The 14,423-nt window shown below is 64.3% G+C and carries 13 protein-coding genes; 9 read left to right on the top strand and 4 right to left on the bottom strand.

The features are described from left to right. The first annotated feature begins 18 nt into the window (after positions 1–18). The 5 genes from ubiA to AB8717_RS14205 are packed head-to-tail and all read left to right on the top strand — an operon-like array spanning position 19 to position 4,125. Positions 19–1,008, top strand: coding sequence for a 4-hydroxybenzoate octaprenyltransferase (gene ubiA, locus AB8717_RS14185; RefSeq protein ID WP_443747976.1), 990 nt, complete (start codon positions 19–21; stop codon positions 1,006–1,008). Positions 1,009–1,022: 14 nt separating this feature from the next. Continuing rightward, a complete protein-coding gene (locus tag AB8717_RS14190; RefSeq protein ID WP_443747977.1) occupies positions 1,023–1,841 on the top strand; it encodes a PdaC/SigV domain-containing protein in 819 nt (272 codons plus the stop codon). 3 nt (positions 1,842–1,844) lie between these two features. Beyond that, positions 1,845–2,495 carry a class I SAM-dependent methyltransferase gene (locus tag AB8717_RS14195; RefSeq protein ID WP_443747978.1) on the top strand — a complete coding sequence of 217 codons (651 nt, stop codon included), beginning with the start codon at positions 1,845–1,847 and terminating at the stop codon, positions 2,493–2,495. After that, positions 2,492–2,839 (top strand): VOC family protein, encoded by a 348-nt coding sequence (locus tag AB8717_RS14200; protein WP_443747979.1) that lies wholly within the window; start codon positions 2,492–2,494, stop codon positions 2,837–2,839. The genes AB8717_RS14195 and AB8717_RS14200 overlap by 4 nt, the downstream gene beginning before the upstream one ends. After that, positions 2,824–4,125, top strand: coding sequence for a tetratricopeptide repeat protein (locus tag AB8717_RS14205; RefSeq protein ID WP_443747980.1), 1,302 nt, complete (start codon positions 2,824–2,826; stop codon positions 4,123–4,125). Before AB8717_RS14200 ends, AB8717_RS14205 begins: the two co-directional genes overlap by 16 nt. 3 nt (positions 4,126–4,128) lie before the next feature. Here AB8717_RS14205 and AB8717_RS14210 read toward each other — a convergent pair whose 3' ends face one another. Continuing rightward, on the bottom strand, positions 4,129–5,001 hold the full coding sequence (locus tag AB8717_RS14210; RefSeq protein WP_443747981.1) for an NAD-dependent epimerase/dehydratase family protein: 873 nt from the start codon (positions 4,999–5,001) through the stop codon (positions 4,129–4,131). A gap of 71 nt (positions 5,002–5,072) precedes the next feature. Here AB8717_RS14210 and AB8717_RS14215 point away from each other — a divergent pair, with 71 nt between their 5' ends. Beyond that, complete coding sequence (locus AB8717_RS14215; protein WP_443747982.1) at positions 5,073–6,602, top strand: UbiD family decarboxylase; 1,530 nt, start codon at positions 5,073–5,075, stop codon at positions 6,600–6,602. Here the strand turns inward: AB8717_RS14215 and AB8717_RS14220 are convergent, their stop codons facing one another. Both AB8717_RS14220 and AB8717_RS14225 read right to left on the bottom strand, forming a co-directional pair. Then, complete coding sequence (locus AB8717_RS14220) at positions 6,603–8,561, bottom strand: putative bifunctional diguanylate cyclase/phosphodiesterase (protein WP_443747983.1); 1,959 nt, start codon at positions 8,559–8,561, stop codon at positions 6,603–6,605. A gap of 121 nt (positions 8,562–8,682) precedes the next feature. Beyond that, positions 8,683–10,623 (bottom strand): putative bifunctional diguanylate cyclase/phosphodiesterase, encoded by a 1,941-nt coding sequence (locus AB8717_RS14225; RefSeq protein WP_443747984.1) that lies wholly within the window; start codon positions 10,621–10,623, stop codon positions 8,683–8,685. Positions 10,624–10,825: 202 nt separating this feature from the next. Between AB8717_RS14225 and AB8717_RS14230 the strand changes: the two genes are divergently transcribed. The 3 genes from AB8717_RS14230 (at position 10,826) to AB8717_RS14240 (ending at position 13,315) form a co-directional block, all read left to right on the top strand. Continuing rightward, on the top strand, positions 10,826–12,196 hold the full coding sequence (locus AB8717_RS14230; protein WP_443747985.1) for a TldD/PmbA family protein: 1,371 nt from the start codon (positions 10,826–10,828) through the stop codon (positions 12,194–12,196). After that, positions 12,196–13,002 (top strand): inositol monophosphatase family protein, encoded by an 807-nt coding sequence (locus AB8717_RS14235; RefSeq protein ID WP_443747986.1) that lies wholly within the window; start codon positions 12,196–12,198, stop codon positions 13,000–13,002. The genes AB8717_RS14230 and AB8717_RS14235 overlap by 1 nt, the downstream gene beginning before the upstream one ends. 73 nt (positions 13,003–13,075) lie before the next feature. Continuing rightward, positions 13,076–13,315: a DUF4170 domain-containing protein gene (locus tag AB8717_RS14240; protein ID WP_443747987.1), complete on the top strand. Its 240-nt coding sequence runs from the start codon at positions 13,076–13,078 to the stop codon at positions 13,313–13,315. A gap of 233 nt (positions 13,316–13,548) precedes the next feature. On the opposite strand, the gene AB8717_RS14245 is transcribed toward AB8717_RS14240, so the two are convergent. Then, a complete protein-coding gene (locus AB8717_RS14245; protein ID WP_443747988.1) occupies positions 13,549–14,238 on the bottom strand; it encodes a protein tyrosine phosphatase in 690 nt (229 codons plus the stop codon). Positions 14,239–14,423: the final 185 nt, after the last annotated feature.

Consider the following 14,423-nt stretch of genomic DNA (forward strand, 5'->3'; position numbering starts at 1 on the left):
CTTCAGCAGTCCTGCCGCATGTCCGCACCGTCCGCTCCCCTTCCCGATGCCGCCAAGACCAACTGGGTCGACCGCGTCGCGCCGCAACACATGCGGCCGTGGCTGAAGCTCGGCCGCTTCGACCGGCCGATCGGCATCTGGCTGTTGTTCCTGCCGGGCGCCATGGGCCTTTGCTTCGCCATCGCCCACCCGTTCTTCACCATCGACGCGGTGAACCCGACCCTGTCGCGCATCGACGAAGCCGGGCTGACGCACCACTTTCCGCTCTACAAGCTGATTCTGTTCGCCGTGGGCGCTGCCCTCATGCGCGCGGCCGGCTGCGCCTTCAACGACCTGGTCGACCGCGATATCGACGCCAGGGTCGAACGCACGCGCAATCGCCCGATCGCGTCCGGCCAGATCAAGCCGAAACAGGCCATAGCCTTCATCGTCGCCTGTTCGCTGATCAGCTTCGGTATCCTCATCCAGCTGGGAACCCTGGCCATCATTCTCGGCGTCGTGTCGCTGGGCCTGGTCGCCGCCTATCCCTTCATGAAGCGCATCACCTGGTGGCCGCAGGCCTGGCTGGGCATCACCTTCAACTGGGGCTTCCCGATGGCCGTGGCGTCGGTCAACCACGAAGTGCCGCCCGCGGCCATCGTCTTCTATATCGGCCTGATCTTCTGGACGCTGGGCTACGATACGATCTACGCCATCCAGGACCTGGAAGACGACGCCATGGTCGGCATCAAGTCGAGCACGCGGCGCCTCGGCAAGCACGTATCGACCGGCGTCAGTCTCTTCTACGGCGCAGCGGTTGTGCTGACGGGCCTGGCCGGGCGGATGGCGGGCTTTCCGCCGCTGTTTTTCGGTGGACTTTTGCTGGTGACTTTGCATCTATTCAGCCAGGTTGCGCGCCTGCGACTCGATGACGGTCCGCGCGCGCTCAAACTGTTCAAGGCCAACCGCACCACGGGCTTGCTGTGGGTCATGAGCCTGCTTCTGGTGCACGTACCGATGCACGGATAACGACGGAGGGGATGATGGGGGCCATTCATAAAACCGCGCTCGCCGCCGCCGTTGCGGCCGCCGCGCTGACGCTGAACGCGTGCGACCACAAGCCGAAGCCGCAGGGTGCCGAAACCGGCACACCGTCGGCGGCGCCTCCAGAGCTGACCTTTTCCGACAAGGATGCCGATGCAGCGGTGACGCTGACCCTGCCGGAAGCCGTCAAGGCCTATCCGGAGCTGCACAGCCGCCTGTACAGCGAAGGCAAGAAGGAACTGACCGGCTTCCTCGGCGACGCGCACAAGGACCGCGCCCAGCAGTCGGCCGACGGTATCGAAGTGCCCGCCTATTCCCACACCATCGCGTGGAAGATTTCGGCCGAGACACCCAAGCTGGTGTCGGCCTTCGCCCAGGAAGACGATTTCCGCGGCGGCGCGCACCCCAACAGCACTTTCCAGGCCGTCCTGTGGGACCGGGCGAAAAAGCAACCGGTCGCCGCCTCCAGCCTGTTCGCGCCCGGTGCCGACATGAAGGCCGTCGACGCCTATGTCTGTCATCAGATCGAGGCCGAACGCTCAAAGCGCCTCGGCGAACCGACGACCCAGGCCGGGACCGGCTTCACCTGCCCCACCCTGTCGGCCAGCCGTCTGATTCTGGTTGCCTCGACCGTCAAGGAAAAGGCTGGCGCCGTCGACGCCCTGTTCGCGCCCTACGAGGTCGGCCCCTATGTCGAAGGCCCCTATGAAATCCGCGTGCCGCAGGCCCTGCTCAAGGGCGTCCTCAATCCCGACTATGCCGACCAGTTCGCCGGCGAACCGGTCAAGGACACGGCGCTGCCGGATTTGACGCAATAGGCCGTGCCCGACCACAAGGCTTTTATCGAGGCGCATACGGCGCCCCTGCCCGTGCCTTCGGTTCCGGAGATCCGCCTGTGGCAGGCCCAAGCGGTCACGTCCATCTGGGAAATGACCGAAGCCGATCTTGAACGCGAGCAGTTGCCGCCGCCCTTCTGGGCCTTTCCCTGGGCCGGCGGCCAGGCTTTGGCGCGCTATCTGCTCGACCACCCCGACACCGTGCGCGGCAGGACCGTGGTCGATATCGCCTCGGGCTCGGGCCTGGTCGCCATTGCCGCGGCGCTTGCCGGCGCCGTCCAGGTCACGGCCAACGACATCGATCCCTATTCGGCCGCAGCGATCGCGCTCAATGCAAACCTGAACGGCGTCGATATCGCGATTGAGACCGGTGACCTGCTTTCAGCGGTGCCCCGCCCCGCCGACGTCTACCTGGCGGGCGACATCGCCTACGAAAAAGGCATGAGCGCCGCCATGCTGTCATTTTTTCGCCGTGCTGCCGCGCAAGGCTCGTCCGTCCTGATCGGCGATCCGCACCGCTCCTACTTCCCGGAGGGCTTAAGGCGGATGGCGGATTATGATATCGTCACGGTCGCCGATATCGAGGACAGCGGCATCAAGGCCGCAACCGTTTGGGCGCTGGAACAGGCTAGATGAGCAAGAATCACCACAGCATTGATTATGTTGAGTTTCCAGGCGGCGACCTGAGCGCGACCAAGGCCTTTTACAGCAAGGCGTTCGGCTGGACCTTCATCGACTACGGCCCGGACTATGCCGCCCCGGCCAATGCCGGCCTGGACGGCGGCTTCCAGGCCGATCCCGACGAAGCGCCGGAAAAGCCGCTGGTCATCCTCTACAGCAACGCCCTCGAACAGTCGCTTGCGGCGGTCGAGGCCAACGGCGGAAAAATCACCCGGACGATCTTCGAATTCCCCGGCGGCCGCCGCTTTCACTTCACCGATCCCTCGGGCAACGAGCTGGCCGTATGGTCCGATCAGTAGTCCCCGCCCTTGCCGGCCTGGCGCTTTTCGTGTGCGGCCATGCCCTGGCCGCTGAGAAGATATCCGATGCCGACGCCTTCGCCGAGCTGAAAGCCCGTGCCCAGCGCGGCGACGCCATCTCACAATGGGCCGTTTCCCAGGCCTATAGTTCCGGCCAGTACGGGCTGAAGGCCGACAAGGCCGAGGCCTTCAAATGGGCGTCGAAGGCCGCCGACGGCGGGATCGCCGATGCGGCCTTCAATCTTGCCCATGCCTATGAAAAAGGTGAAGGCACGACAGCCGATCCGGCCCAGGCGGCCGACTGGCTGCAAAAGGCCGCCAATGCCGGCAGTGCTCCGGCGGCGGTCGAACTGGGCGGGCTGTACGAGAAAGGCCAGGGCGGTCTGACGCGCAACGCGGCCCAGGCCGATGCCCTGTACCAGACGGCCTATAATCTGGGCGACCGCGATGTCTGGTCGCACCTGTGCGCATCCGAAACGGCGGGCGACGGCGTCGACTGGACGCGCGCCCCCCTGCATTGCCAGAAGGCCGGCCAGGCCGGTGACGACAGCGCCTGGCTTGTACTGGCCAATGCCTATGCCAGCGGCACCGGCCTCACCGCCGATCCGGCCAAGGCGCTCGACGCCTACCGCGCCGCGGCCAATGGCGGCAGCCTGCCGGCCATGGAAGCGCTGGCGGCGGTCTATCATGACGGAACGCTGGCGCCGAAAGACGAGAACCAGGCTCTGAACTGGCACAGAAACGCCGCCCGCTATGGCTCGATGCCCGCGGTGGCCGCGCTGGCAAGGGCCTATGACAGCGGCGACGGCGTCGAAGCCGATCCGAAGGAAGCCGCCCGCCTCTATGACATTCTGGCGCGCAGCGGCGATACCGACGCCAAAGCCTGGTTTGCGGCCCATCCCAAGGTCCGCCAGGCCGACATCCAGCGCGACATCGTCACGCCCGGCAAGATGCCGTCCGGCCAGATCCTCTACGCGATCGACAGCGACGATCCGCGCTTCCAGACGCTGGACCTTGCCAGCTATTACCAGCAACTGGTCGATACCACCTATCCGCAGCACGCCCTGCAGGAGCACAAGGAAGGCGCGGCCACGGTCGAATGCCGCTTCACGGCGCATGGCGACCTCAACAACTGCATCCTGGTCGAGGAAAGCCCCAGGAGCTACGGCTTCGGTCCGGCGCTGGCGCGCATCGCCGACCGCCTGAGCGATTCGGGCAACAAGGCGCTGTGGGCCGATCGCTATGCCGGCAAGACATTGCGTCTCAGCGCGCGGTGGAAACCTTAGCGTTTACTTGAAATTTGGTCGGAAAGCCTCTGGCGCATAACCAAAATCGCGTGCAGCCGAGGCATGGTCGAACCACAGGTCGCGGTTCATGCGCAACGCCATGTCGAGGTTCTGCTTAAGATCGCGATGCGGCTGCATGGCCTTGAGCAGCCCGAAAACGAACCGCCACAGGCCTTCCGGCACAGCGATGATGGCGGGCCTGCGTCCCATGGCTTCGAACACCCGCGCGACCATGTCGCGATAGGTCAGGCTTTCTCCGCCCGAAAGATTATAGGCGTGCCCCCTGGTCGCGTCCGAACGGAGCGCCTGCAATGCCGCAACGGCGAGGTCGCGCGCGTGAACCGGCTGACGCAGGCCCGAAGCCGGCGGGCAGACAGGAAAGAAACCCAGCTTGCGAATGGTCGAGGCGATGCGGCTGACATTCTCGTCCTGGCCTTCGTCATAGATCAGGGTCGGCCGCAGGATCGTCCAGGCCACATCATTGGCCTCGCAAAAATCAATCGTTGATTTTTCACCGTCGAGCAGTTGCCGCACCACGCCGCGCTCGGCTTCATTGCCCGAGGTTTCCTTGGTGAACAGGCTGGTCGACGAGAAGGCCACCAGGCGCTGCATGCCGAGCGTCTTCAGGTGCCGGAACAGCCGTTCACTGCCGAGCCATACCGGCGTACAAAAGATGACATTGTGAAAGGTCATGCCCGGCTGAAAGGCTTCGGGATCGGCGAAGTCGAGGACCAGCGACTGGTTGGCCAGTTGCTGGCGCGAGGTGAAGCGGACCTCGCCCTTCCATCCTGCGGGTCCGGTCACGGCCTCGCGAAGGCGCCGTCCGACCAGCGAACGGGCGCCAATGACCAGGAGATTGCCTTGATCCGATTCCATGCGCCGAAACGTAGCAGGTCCGGCGCGCGCCACAAGTTGCCTTGGTGCGCAAAGCGTTCTATTCCACGCCCATGACCGCTTACAAATCCCTGCGCGATTTCATCGCCAAGCTGGAAGCCGCCGGTGAGCTCGTCCGCGTGACGACCCCGGTATCGACCCACCTCGAAATGACCGAGATCCAGACCCGGCTGCTGGCGGAAAAAGGTCCGGCCGTGCTCTTCGAAAACGTGCTTCTGCCCGACGGGACGCCGTCATCCATGCCGGTGCTGGTCAATCTGTTCGGCACGGTCAAGCGCGTCGCCATGGGCGTGACCCTGGACGGCAAGGACCGGGTCCTGCCGTCGGATCTTCGCGAAGTGGGTGAACTTCTGGCGTTTCTGCGCCAGCCGGAACCGCCGCGCGGATTTAAGGATGCACTTGAACTTCTGCCCCTGGCCAAGACCGTCATGGGCATGCGTCCGAAGACGGTCAAAAGCGCGCCCGTACAAGAGGTTGTCCTGACGGGTGAAGATATCGATTTAACCAAACTGCCGGTACAGGGCTGCTGGCCGGGAGAGCCCGCGCCGCTGATCACCTGGCCGCTGATCGTGACCAGAGGGCCGTCCGAATCGCGCGAGGACGACTACAATCTCGGCATATATCGCATGCAGGTTCTCGACAAGAACCGGACGATCATGCGCTGGCTGGCGCACCGCGGCGGCGCCCAGCACCACCGCCGCTGGAAGGCCGAAGGCAAGCGCGAGCCCCTGCCAGCCTGTGCCGTCCTCGGCGCCGATCCTGGCCTGATCCTGGCCGCCGTGACGCCCGTGCCCGATACCCTGTCGGAATATCAGTTCGCCGGCCTCCTGCGCGGCCAGAAGGCCGAGCTGGTGCCCGCGAAAACCGTACCCTTGCTGGTGCCGGCCAATGCCGAAATCGTGCTGGAAGGCCATGTCCTGCTCGACGACTACGAGGACGAAGGCCCCTACGGCGATCATACCGGCTATTACAACAGCGTCGAAAAATTCCCGGTCTTCCAGGTGACCGCGGTCACCATGCGCAAAAACCCGATCTACCTGTCGACCTTCACCGGCCGGCCGCCCGACGAGCCGTCGGTGCTGGGCGAAGCGCTCAACGAGGTCTTCATCCCACTTATTCAGCAGCAGTTCCCGGAAATCGTCGACTTCTGGCTGCCGCCCGAAGGATGCTCGTACCGCATCGCCGTCATTTCGATGAAGAAGGCCTATCCCGGCCACGCCAAGCGCGTGATGATGGGCGCGTGGTCGTACCTGCGCCAGTTCATGTACACCAAGTGGATCATCGTGGTGGACGACGACATCAATGCGCGCGACTGGAAGGACGTCATGTGGGCGCTGTCGACGCGAATGGATCCGGCGCGCGACATCACGGTCGTCGAAAACACGCCGATCGACTATCTCGATTTCGCCTCGCCGGAAAGCGGCCTGGGCTCGAAGATCGGGCTGGACGCCACCAACAAATGGCCGCCGGAAACGCACCGCGAATGGGGCGAAAAGCTCTATATGGAGCAGGACGTCATCGACCGCGTATCGCAGAAATGGGCCGAAATGGGCTTACCGGGATCGGGCAAACCCATCTGGTAATTACTGAGCCGCTGCGAGCACGCGATGGCTTTCGCCGTCCAGATAGCCCAGGACCGCGTCCGCCGGCATCGGACGGGCGAACAGATAGCCCTGGATATAGCGCGCCCTGACCGAAACCAGCTTGGCCATCTCGGCCTGGGTTTCCACGCCCTCGATGACGCAGTCGAGGTGCAGGTTGCGGCACAGGTCCACGATCGTCTTGATGATCTTGACCGCCGAACCGTGCTTGACCAGTTGCGTCACGAAGCTGCGGTCGATCTTGATCTTGTCGACCGGAAGCTGGTGGATATAGCTGAAGCTGGAATAGCCCGAACCGAAGTCATCGATGGCGATGCGGCAGCCCAGGCGCTTCAGCACCATCAGCGAATCGCAGGCCTGGGCAAAGTCGGTCAGCATGGCCGTTTCGGTGATCTCGAACTCGATGCGCGCCGGATCGATACCGCTGTTGCGCACCGCCGTACAGATATTGTTGAGCGAGATCGCCGAGCGCAGGTCGCGCGCCGACAGGTTGAACGACACGCGGATGTCTTCCGGCCAGTCGGTAATCTGCTCCAGCGTCTTGTTGAGCAGCCGGAGCGTAATGTCGGTAATCAGGCCCGAGCGCTCGGCGGCCTTGATAAAGATGTCGGGCCTGACGGCGCCCAGCTTGGCGCTGTTCCAGCGCGCCAGGGCCTCGAAACCGACCGTGCGGTTCTCGGTGATATCGACCTGAGGCTGGAAGACGATCGACAGTTCGCGCTCGAGGTCGGACGACCGCAGGGTCTGGTCGACGATGCTGAAGTCGCGCATCTCGGTCTCGTGGCGGGTATTGAAGATGACGGGCGCGCCGCGCAGGTTCTGCTTGGCGAAATAGAGCGCGTAGTCGGAGCGCTCCAGCAGTTGCGAGACGCTGAGGCCGCTTTCGTAACGCACGAAGCCGACCGAGGCTGAAATACTGGCCGCGACCGAGCCCAGCAGGTAGATTTCGCGCAGGATCTCGCACAGCTCCGAACCGAAATGTTCGATGCGCGCGTCGTTGAAATCGCCGTCGAGGATGATGGCGAACTCGTCGCCGCCCATGCGCGCCGGGAAGCCGATCGTCCCGCAGACCTCACGCAGGCGCTGGGCGACGGCGATCAGCAGCTCGTCGCCGACGCTGTGGCCGTAGGTGTCGTTGACCGGCTTGAAGCCGTCGAGATCGATCAGGGCCAGGGCGAAGGGCCGCCCCTGCCCGGCGCCGGCAATGGCGGTGTCGGCCGCGCGGAAGAAGCTGCGGCGGTTGGCCAGCCCCGTCAGGGCGTCGCAATCGGCCAGGGCCTGCGCTTCTTCCGTCAGGATTTCAGCGGTTACGCGGGCCTGGACGGCCTGAAACATGGTGTGACGCACGCCGATGGCGACGGCGACCAGGACCGGGATGACGAGCAGACCGAAGCCCGCGGAGTCGTGCGAGATGACCTGGGCGTGGGCAAGCGCGATCGCCGTGCCCGATACCAGCGCCGCCACGACGGACGGCACGATGACGCGCAAGCGTACGCCCGTCACCGCGAAGACCATGGCCAGGAAGAAGAAATAGAGCAGACGCCCCTGCGAGAAATGCAGAAGCTGGAAGGCGACCGGATTGGCCAGCAGCAGCAGGTTGACCGCCAGCATCACGGAGCACGCCCGCGCCTCCGCCTTCGGCCCCTTCAGGTAGTAGCTGTAAGCGAAGCCGCTCACTGCCATATTGGCGACAGCCAGGGCCAGCAGGACAGCCAGGGCCAATCCGCTTTCCGTGCGAAACCGCCCGACCACAACAAACATGTAATAGATGCCGATGACCAGGCTGTATCGGCGCGCGATCGGCAGCATGATGGCGTTTTCCGCCTCGCGGACCCGGGCAGCGCCGGCGCCGGCAGCCCCCGTATGAAAGCCGAAACGGGCCGTCAGGCTGTGCAGGACTGAGGTCAGGCGGGAGAAGACAGGCGGAACGCGAACCGTCACCGTGGGGCTATCCTTGTGAAGCAAGCCTCGGGAAATACGCTACAACTCGGCGCAAACCATAACGGTAAGGTTTGAAGAAAGCGCTAATCGGTTACCGCAGCGCATACATATTCACGGCCAGCTATTCGGCAGCCTGTATCCTCGGGGCATCCAGGGCCTCGGTGTCGAGATGCGCCAATACCGCCTCGGCCGGCATCGGCCGGGCGAACAGATAGCCCTGGATATAGCGGGCGCGGACCTGGATCAGCTTGGTCAGTTCCGCCTGGGTTTCGACGCCCTCGATGACACAGTCGAGCTCGAGGTTGCGGCACAGGTCGATGATCGTCTTGACGATCTTGATCGCCGAGCGGTGGCGCACCAGTTGCGTTACGAAGGTGCGGTCGATCTTGATCTTGTCGACCGGCAGGCGATGGATATAGCCGAAGCTGGAATAGCCTTCGCCGAAATCGTCGACGGCGATACGGCAACCCAGGGCCTTGAGCACGGTCAGCGCTTGGCATGCCTGGTCGAAGTCGGTCAGCATGGCCGTCTCGGTGATTTCCAGCTCGATGCGGCGCGGATCGACGCCGCTGTCGCGGATGGCGGCGCAGATATTGCCGATCGAGATCGCCGAACGCAGGTCGCGGGCCGACAGGTTGAACGAAACCCGGACAGTCTCGGGCCAGACCGCCATGTGCCTGAGGGTTTTCCGCAAAAGTTTCAGGGTGATGTCGGTGATCAGGCCCGAGCGCTCGGCCGCGCGGATGAAGATATCCGGCGCGACGGGCCCGAGCGTCGCACTATGCCAGCGCGCCAGGGCCTCGAAAGCGACCGTGCGGTTTTCGACGACGTCGACCTGCGGCTGGAAGACGATCGACAGTTCCTGGTCCAGGTCGGCGGTCCGCAGGGCGTGGTCGACCTGGCTGAAGTCGCGCATCTCGGCTTCGTGACGGGCGTTGAAGATAACCGGCGCGCCACGCAGGTTCTGCTTGGCGAAATAAAGGGCGTAATCGGCGCGTTCCAGAAGCTGCGAGACGGTAAAAGCAGCCTCACCGCGCACGAAGCCGACCGACGCCGAAATGGTGGTGGCGACGGGGCCCAGTACATAGGTTTCGCGAAGGGCGTCGCACAGGCGCGCGCCGAAGACCTGGAGGGCGTCGTCATGGCAATCGCCGGTCAGGACGATGGCGAATTCGTCTCCGCCCATGCGCGCGGGAAAGCCGTCCGCGCCGCAAACGCCGCGCAGGCGGTCGGCCACGGTCACCAGCAGGTCGTCCCCGGTGCCATGGCCGTAGGTGTCGTTGACCGGCTTGAAGCCGTCGAGATCGATCAGGGCCAGCGCAAACGGCGCATCTCCGGCCAGCACGGTTTCGGCATGGCGGAAGAAGCTGCGGCGATTCGCCAGTCCGGTCAGGGCGTCGCAGTCGGCCAGGGTCTGGGCCTGCTGGCGATGGCATTCGGTCGTCACCTGGGCGCGCACGACGCGCAACAGCGCGCTCCGCAAAATTCCGCTGATCGACAGGCCGCTGACCAGCGCGGTCGCCGCCACCCAGGCATAGTCGGCGACGTGCGCGGCTTCCCAGCGCCAGGCAAAGACCGTGAACAGGACCATCGAGACCAGGCTGCCGGGCACGGCCACGCGCGCCCGGGCCCCCGACGCGGCGAAGACCGGCAGCAGCAGGGCGAAATAGATCAGCTTGATGCTGTTGTATTGCAGGTGGATGTCGAGCAGCGTGTCGATGACCAGCATCAGGTTGACGCTGTGTCCGGCCAGGTCCAGGCGGCGGATTCGGCGCGTACCGCGGATCAGGTAAAGCATCCAGCCGCAGATCGCCACCGTCAGGAAGGCGCTCAGCGGCAACCAGCCGGGATCGCCGGGCACGCGATAGAAGACGGTCTGGACGGCGAAATAGGCGGCGACGATGACGAGATAGCCCTGGACGACGGGCCTGAGGCTTTCGGCGGTTTCAGCGCGCAGATGAATTCCGCACTCGTCCATCGACGCCAGCGCCTTGCGGCGCTCCACCACACGGTCGAGCGCGGCGCGGATCGCCTTCAGACCGACATGGATACTCGGGAACACCAACGCTTACGCCTTTACTCACACGGCGCCCGGACAGCCGGCGCCGAATACTGATGCTCCAGGATAACGGTGCGGCGTCAACGCAATCCTAAAAGACGTGGTTAAGCCGCTTTTCGGCGCTGCGATGTCTCCGGGCATCGCTGTCAGGAAATTGTCACAGGAGTGACTTGCGGACGCCTGGGGGCGCGCCTATAGATTCACTATGCTGCAAACGCGAAACAAGCCCGAAGCCACGACGCCTTACGAGCGTCTCGAAGCCCTTCTCAAGGCCGCGAAGGCCGCGGGCGCCGACGCCGCCGAAGCGGTCTTTGCCGAAAGCCGGGCCTTGAGCGTCGGCGTCCGCAAGGGCGCGCTGGAAGCTGTAGAGCGCGACGAAACCGCCGACCTGGGCCTGCGCGTCTTCGTCGGCCGCAGGCAAGCCGTGGTTTCGGTTTCCGAGTTTTCGAAAGGAACCCTCGATCGCACTGTCGACCGCGCCGTCGCCATGGCGAAACTGGCGCCCGAAGACCCCTACGCCGAGCTCGCCGACCCGGCGCGGCTGTGGCGCGGCGGCGAAGAAACGGCACTGGACCTTTATGACGGCAGCACGATTGCCGCTGAAGCGTTGCAGGCGCGCGCACTGGCCATTGAAGAGGCCGGGCTGGCGGTCGACACCCGCCTGCAGAGCGATGCCGCCAATACCGGCTACTCGCAGAACTGCTGGCACATGATGACCTCGGCCGGCTTCCGCGGCCAGCATCATACCAGCCTGTTCTTCCAGTCGGGCCGTTTCATCGCCACCGGCGAGGACGGCGCCATGGAGCGCGACGGCGAAGGCCGCTCGACGCGCTACCTCGCCGACCTGCCGCCGCTGGAGGACATCGCCAGGACGGCCGCCGAACGCGCCGTGGCGGCCCTGGGCGCGCGCAAGATCGCCACGCAGAAGGCGCCGGTCGTATTCGACAAGCGCATCGCCAAGTCCCTCATCGGCCAGTTCCTGGGCGCCATTTCCGGCACCGCCATCGCGCGCGGCTCCAGCTTCCTGAAGACAAAGCTGGGCCAGCCGCTCTTTTCATCCTCCGTTTCGATTATCGACGATCCTTTGCGCGTGCGCGGCCTGGGCTCCTGCCTGTTCGACGACGAAGGCGTGGCCGCCGGGCGCACGGCGCTGATCGACAACGGCCGGCTGACCACGTGGCTGCTCAATACCGCATCGGCGAAACAGCTGGGCATGACCTCGACAGGACATGCCTCGCGCGGCCTGGCCAGCCCGCCGGGCGTCGGCGCGCACAATGTCACGCTCACACCGGGGACGCAGTCGTTCGACGACCTGTTGACGGATGCGGGCTCAGGCCTGATCGTCACTTCGATGTTCGGTCCCAGCGTTAATTCCGACACCGGCGACTGGTCCGCCGGCGCCTCGGGCTTCTGGTTCGAAGACGGCGCCGTCGCCTACCCGGTCAACGAAATCACCGTCGCCGGCAACCTGATCGACATGTATGCCCGCCTGATTCCGGGCAGCGACCTGGAAATCCGCGGAACACTCGACACACCCAGCTTCCTGATCGACGGCCTGAGCGTAGGCGGAAAATGATGGCCAGCGCCGGGCACGTCAGCGATCTCGACCTGATTGTGGACAAGGTGCGCCGGGCCGGCGCGCTGGCCCAGCACCTCAAGGCGCACGGCCTGATCACCAGCTTCAAGGCTGACGGTTCGATCGTCACCAACGCCGATACCGAGGTCAATCTCTGGCTCAAGGAGGCCTTGCTCGACGCCCGCCCCGACTATGGCTGGCAAAGTGAGGAATCACCGGACAATACCGAGCGTCTGGATGCGCGGCGAACCTTCGTGCTCGATCCGATCGACGGCACGATGGGCCTGTCGAAGGGCAGCCCCTACTGGACGATCGCCCTGGCCGTCGTCGAAGCCACCCGCCCCGTGGCGGCCGTGGTCTATGCGCCGGACGCCGGTGAGCTTTACGCGGCCGAGGCCGGCAGGGGCGCGCGGCTCAACGATTTGCCCATTCATGTTACCGCGACCAGCCAGCTCGAGTCGGCGGAAGTCGTCGGCGATTCGCGCCTGTTCGGCCGTGATATCTGGCCTGAGCCCTGGCCGCGCCTCAACGTCGTGTCGCGGCCGTCGGTCGCGTACCGCATGTGCGTGGTCGCCGCCGGTCGCGCCGACTTCACCATGGCGCTGACGCCGAAGCGCGACTGGGACGTGGCCGCCGCCAGCCTGATCGCCCAGGAAGCCGGCGCCGTCGTTTCGGATCACTTAGGCAATCCTTATGGTTTCAATGCTAGGGATAGCCTGAAGCCCAGCCTTATCTGCTCGGGCCCGGCGCTGTTTCCGGAGATCATCCGGCGCTGCGCCCACCTGCTGACGCTGGAAAATCCCTGATCGGGCCGCAACCGGTTGCATTCGCAACGACCGCACGGTAAAGCCCGGCCTAAATGTCTGTTACGAGTGAGCTATGAGCGACAAACAACTTCTGCACCTGGTCATCGGCGGCGAACTGGCCGATCTCAACGGGACGACCTTCAAGGACCTGAAGGCGATCGAATTCGTCGGCGCCTACCCGAACAATGCCGAGGCCGTACGCGCCTGGCGTTCCAAGGCACAGTCGACGGTCGACAACGCGCTGATGCGCTATTTCGTCATCCATGCGCACAAGTTGATCGATCCGGATTCGGACGACGGCCACGAGCACTGAGCTGCACCTCCCCGTGCGAAGCATGGGGAGGGCGGGGCCGCCCGTGCCGGACCGTCCCACGAAGCTTTAGCGTAGTGGGATGGTGGTGGGGTTTCTTGCTTTCTTCGAACCAGCTTCGCGGAAAACGTAAGCAAGAAACCCCACCACCACATCTCCTTCTCCCTTGCTCTCGCAAGGGTTCAGTCGTGCGGTCCCCCTCCCCATCGCTTCGCGACAGGGAGGTGCAATATTGGCTATTCCCGCCGCAGAATCTTATCGGTCAGCATCTTGCCCCACCAGCTGGCCTTGAACCGGGCCTTGAGCTTGACGGGGTCATAGTCCGGGCTCTGCACCCAGTCGAGGAAGCTGACGCCTTTCGGCTCGACCTCGGTCAGATAGACTTCGAACATGAAGTCGAGCACGCCGGTATGGCCGGCCTTCATGTGCAGATATTTGAAGCTCAGCTGTTCCTTGGCCTCGGCGATCGGCTGACCGAGATGCAGGTGCGCATAAAGCACGCTCATCATGCCCGCCCGGTCGGCGCCCGACTTGCAATGCAGCATGGCCGGATATTCGATACGGTCGAACAGCGCCTTGGCTTCCAGGATTTCAGCGGCGGTCGGCAGGCTGCGCGAGGTCAGGCCGAACCCTTCCAGCTTCAACCCTAGTCGCTCGCAGGCAAAGGCTTCAAGATAATAGAATGAGCTGGCGCCGCCGCGCAGGTTGATGACGGTCTTGACGCCCTGCTCTTTCCATTTTTTCAGCTGGAACGGCCACGGCTGGTTGGTCCGCAGCATCTTCTCGTCGATCCAGTGGGCATTGGTGAAACCCAGGCGCAGATAGGCGTGGTCGGCCCACAGGAAGTGCATCCGCGTCTTGAAACGGTCCCATTTGGTCGCCGTCGGGAACGGCGGCCGGTTGAATTTCTTTTTGACGAGTTTCATAGGCGGCTCAAAACAATACAGGCGGTCGCCATGCCACAAACCCCGCCCTTTGTGGAGCCCCATTTCGCGGTTGCAGCGAATTGCAATGAGAAATCAGGCGACAGGCTTTCGCAAATCACGCATAAGCCTATATAAAGCCGAACAAAGTTTTCGCCACCGCTCCGATGCCGCTTTCCCCGAAATCC

The sequence above is a fragment of the Asticcacaulis solisilvae genome (assembly GCF_052327315.1).
In the GTDB taxonomy this organism is placed as follows: domain Bacteria; phylum Pseudomonadota; class Alphaproteobacteria; order Caulobacterales; family Caulobacteraceae; genus Asticcacaulis; species Asticcacaulis solisilvae_B.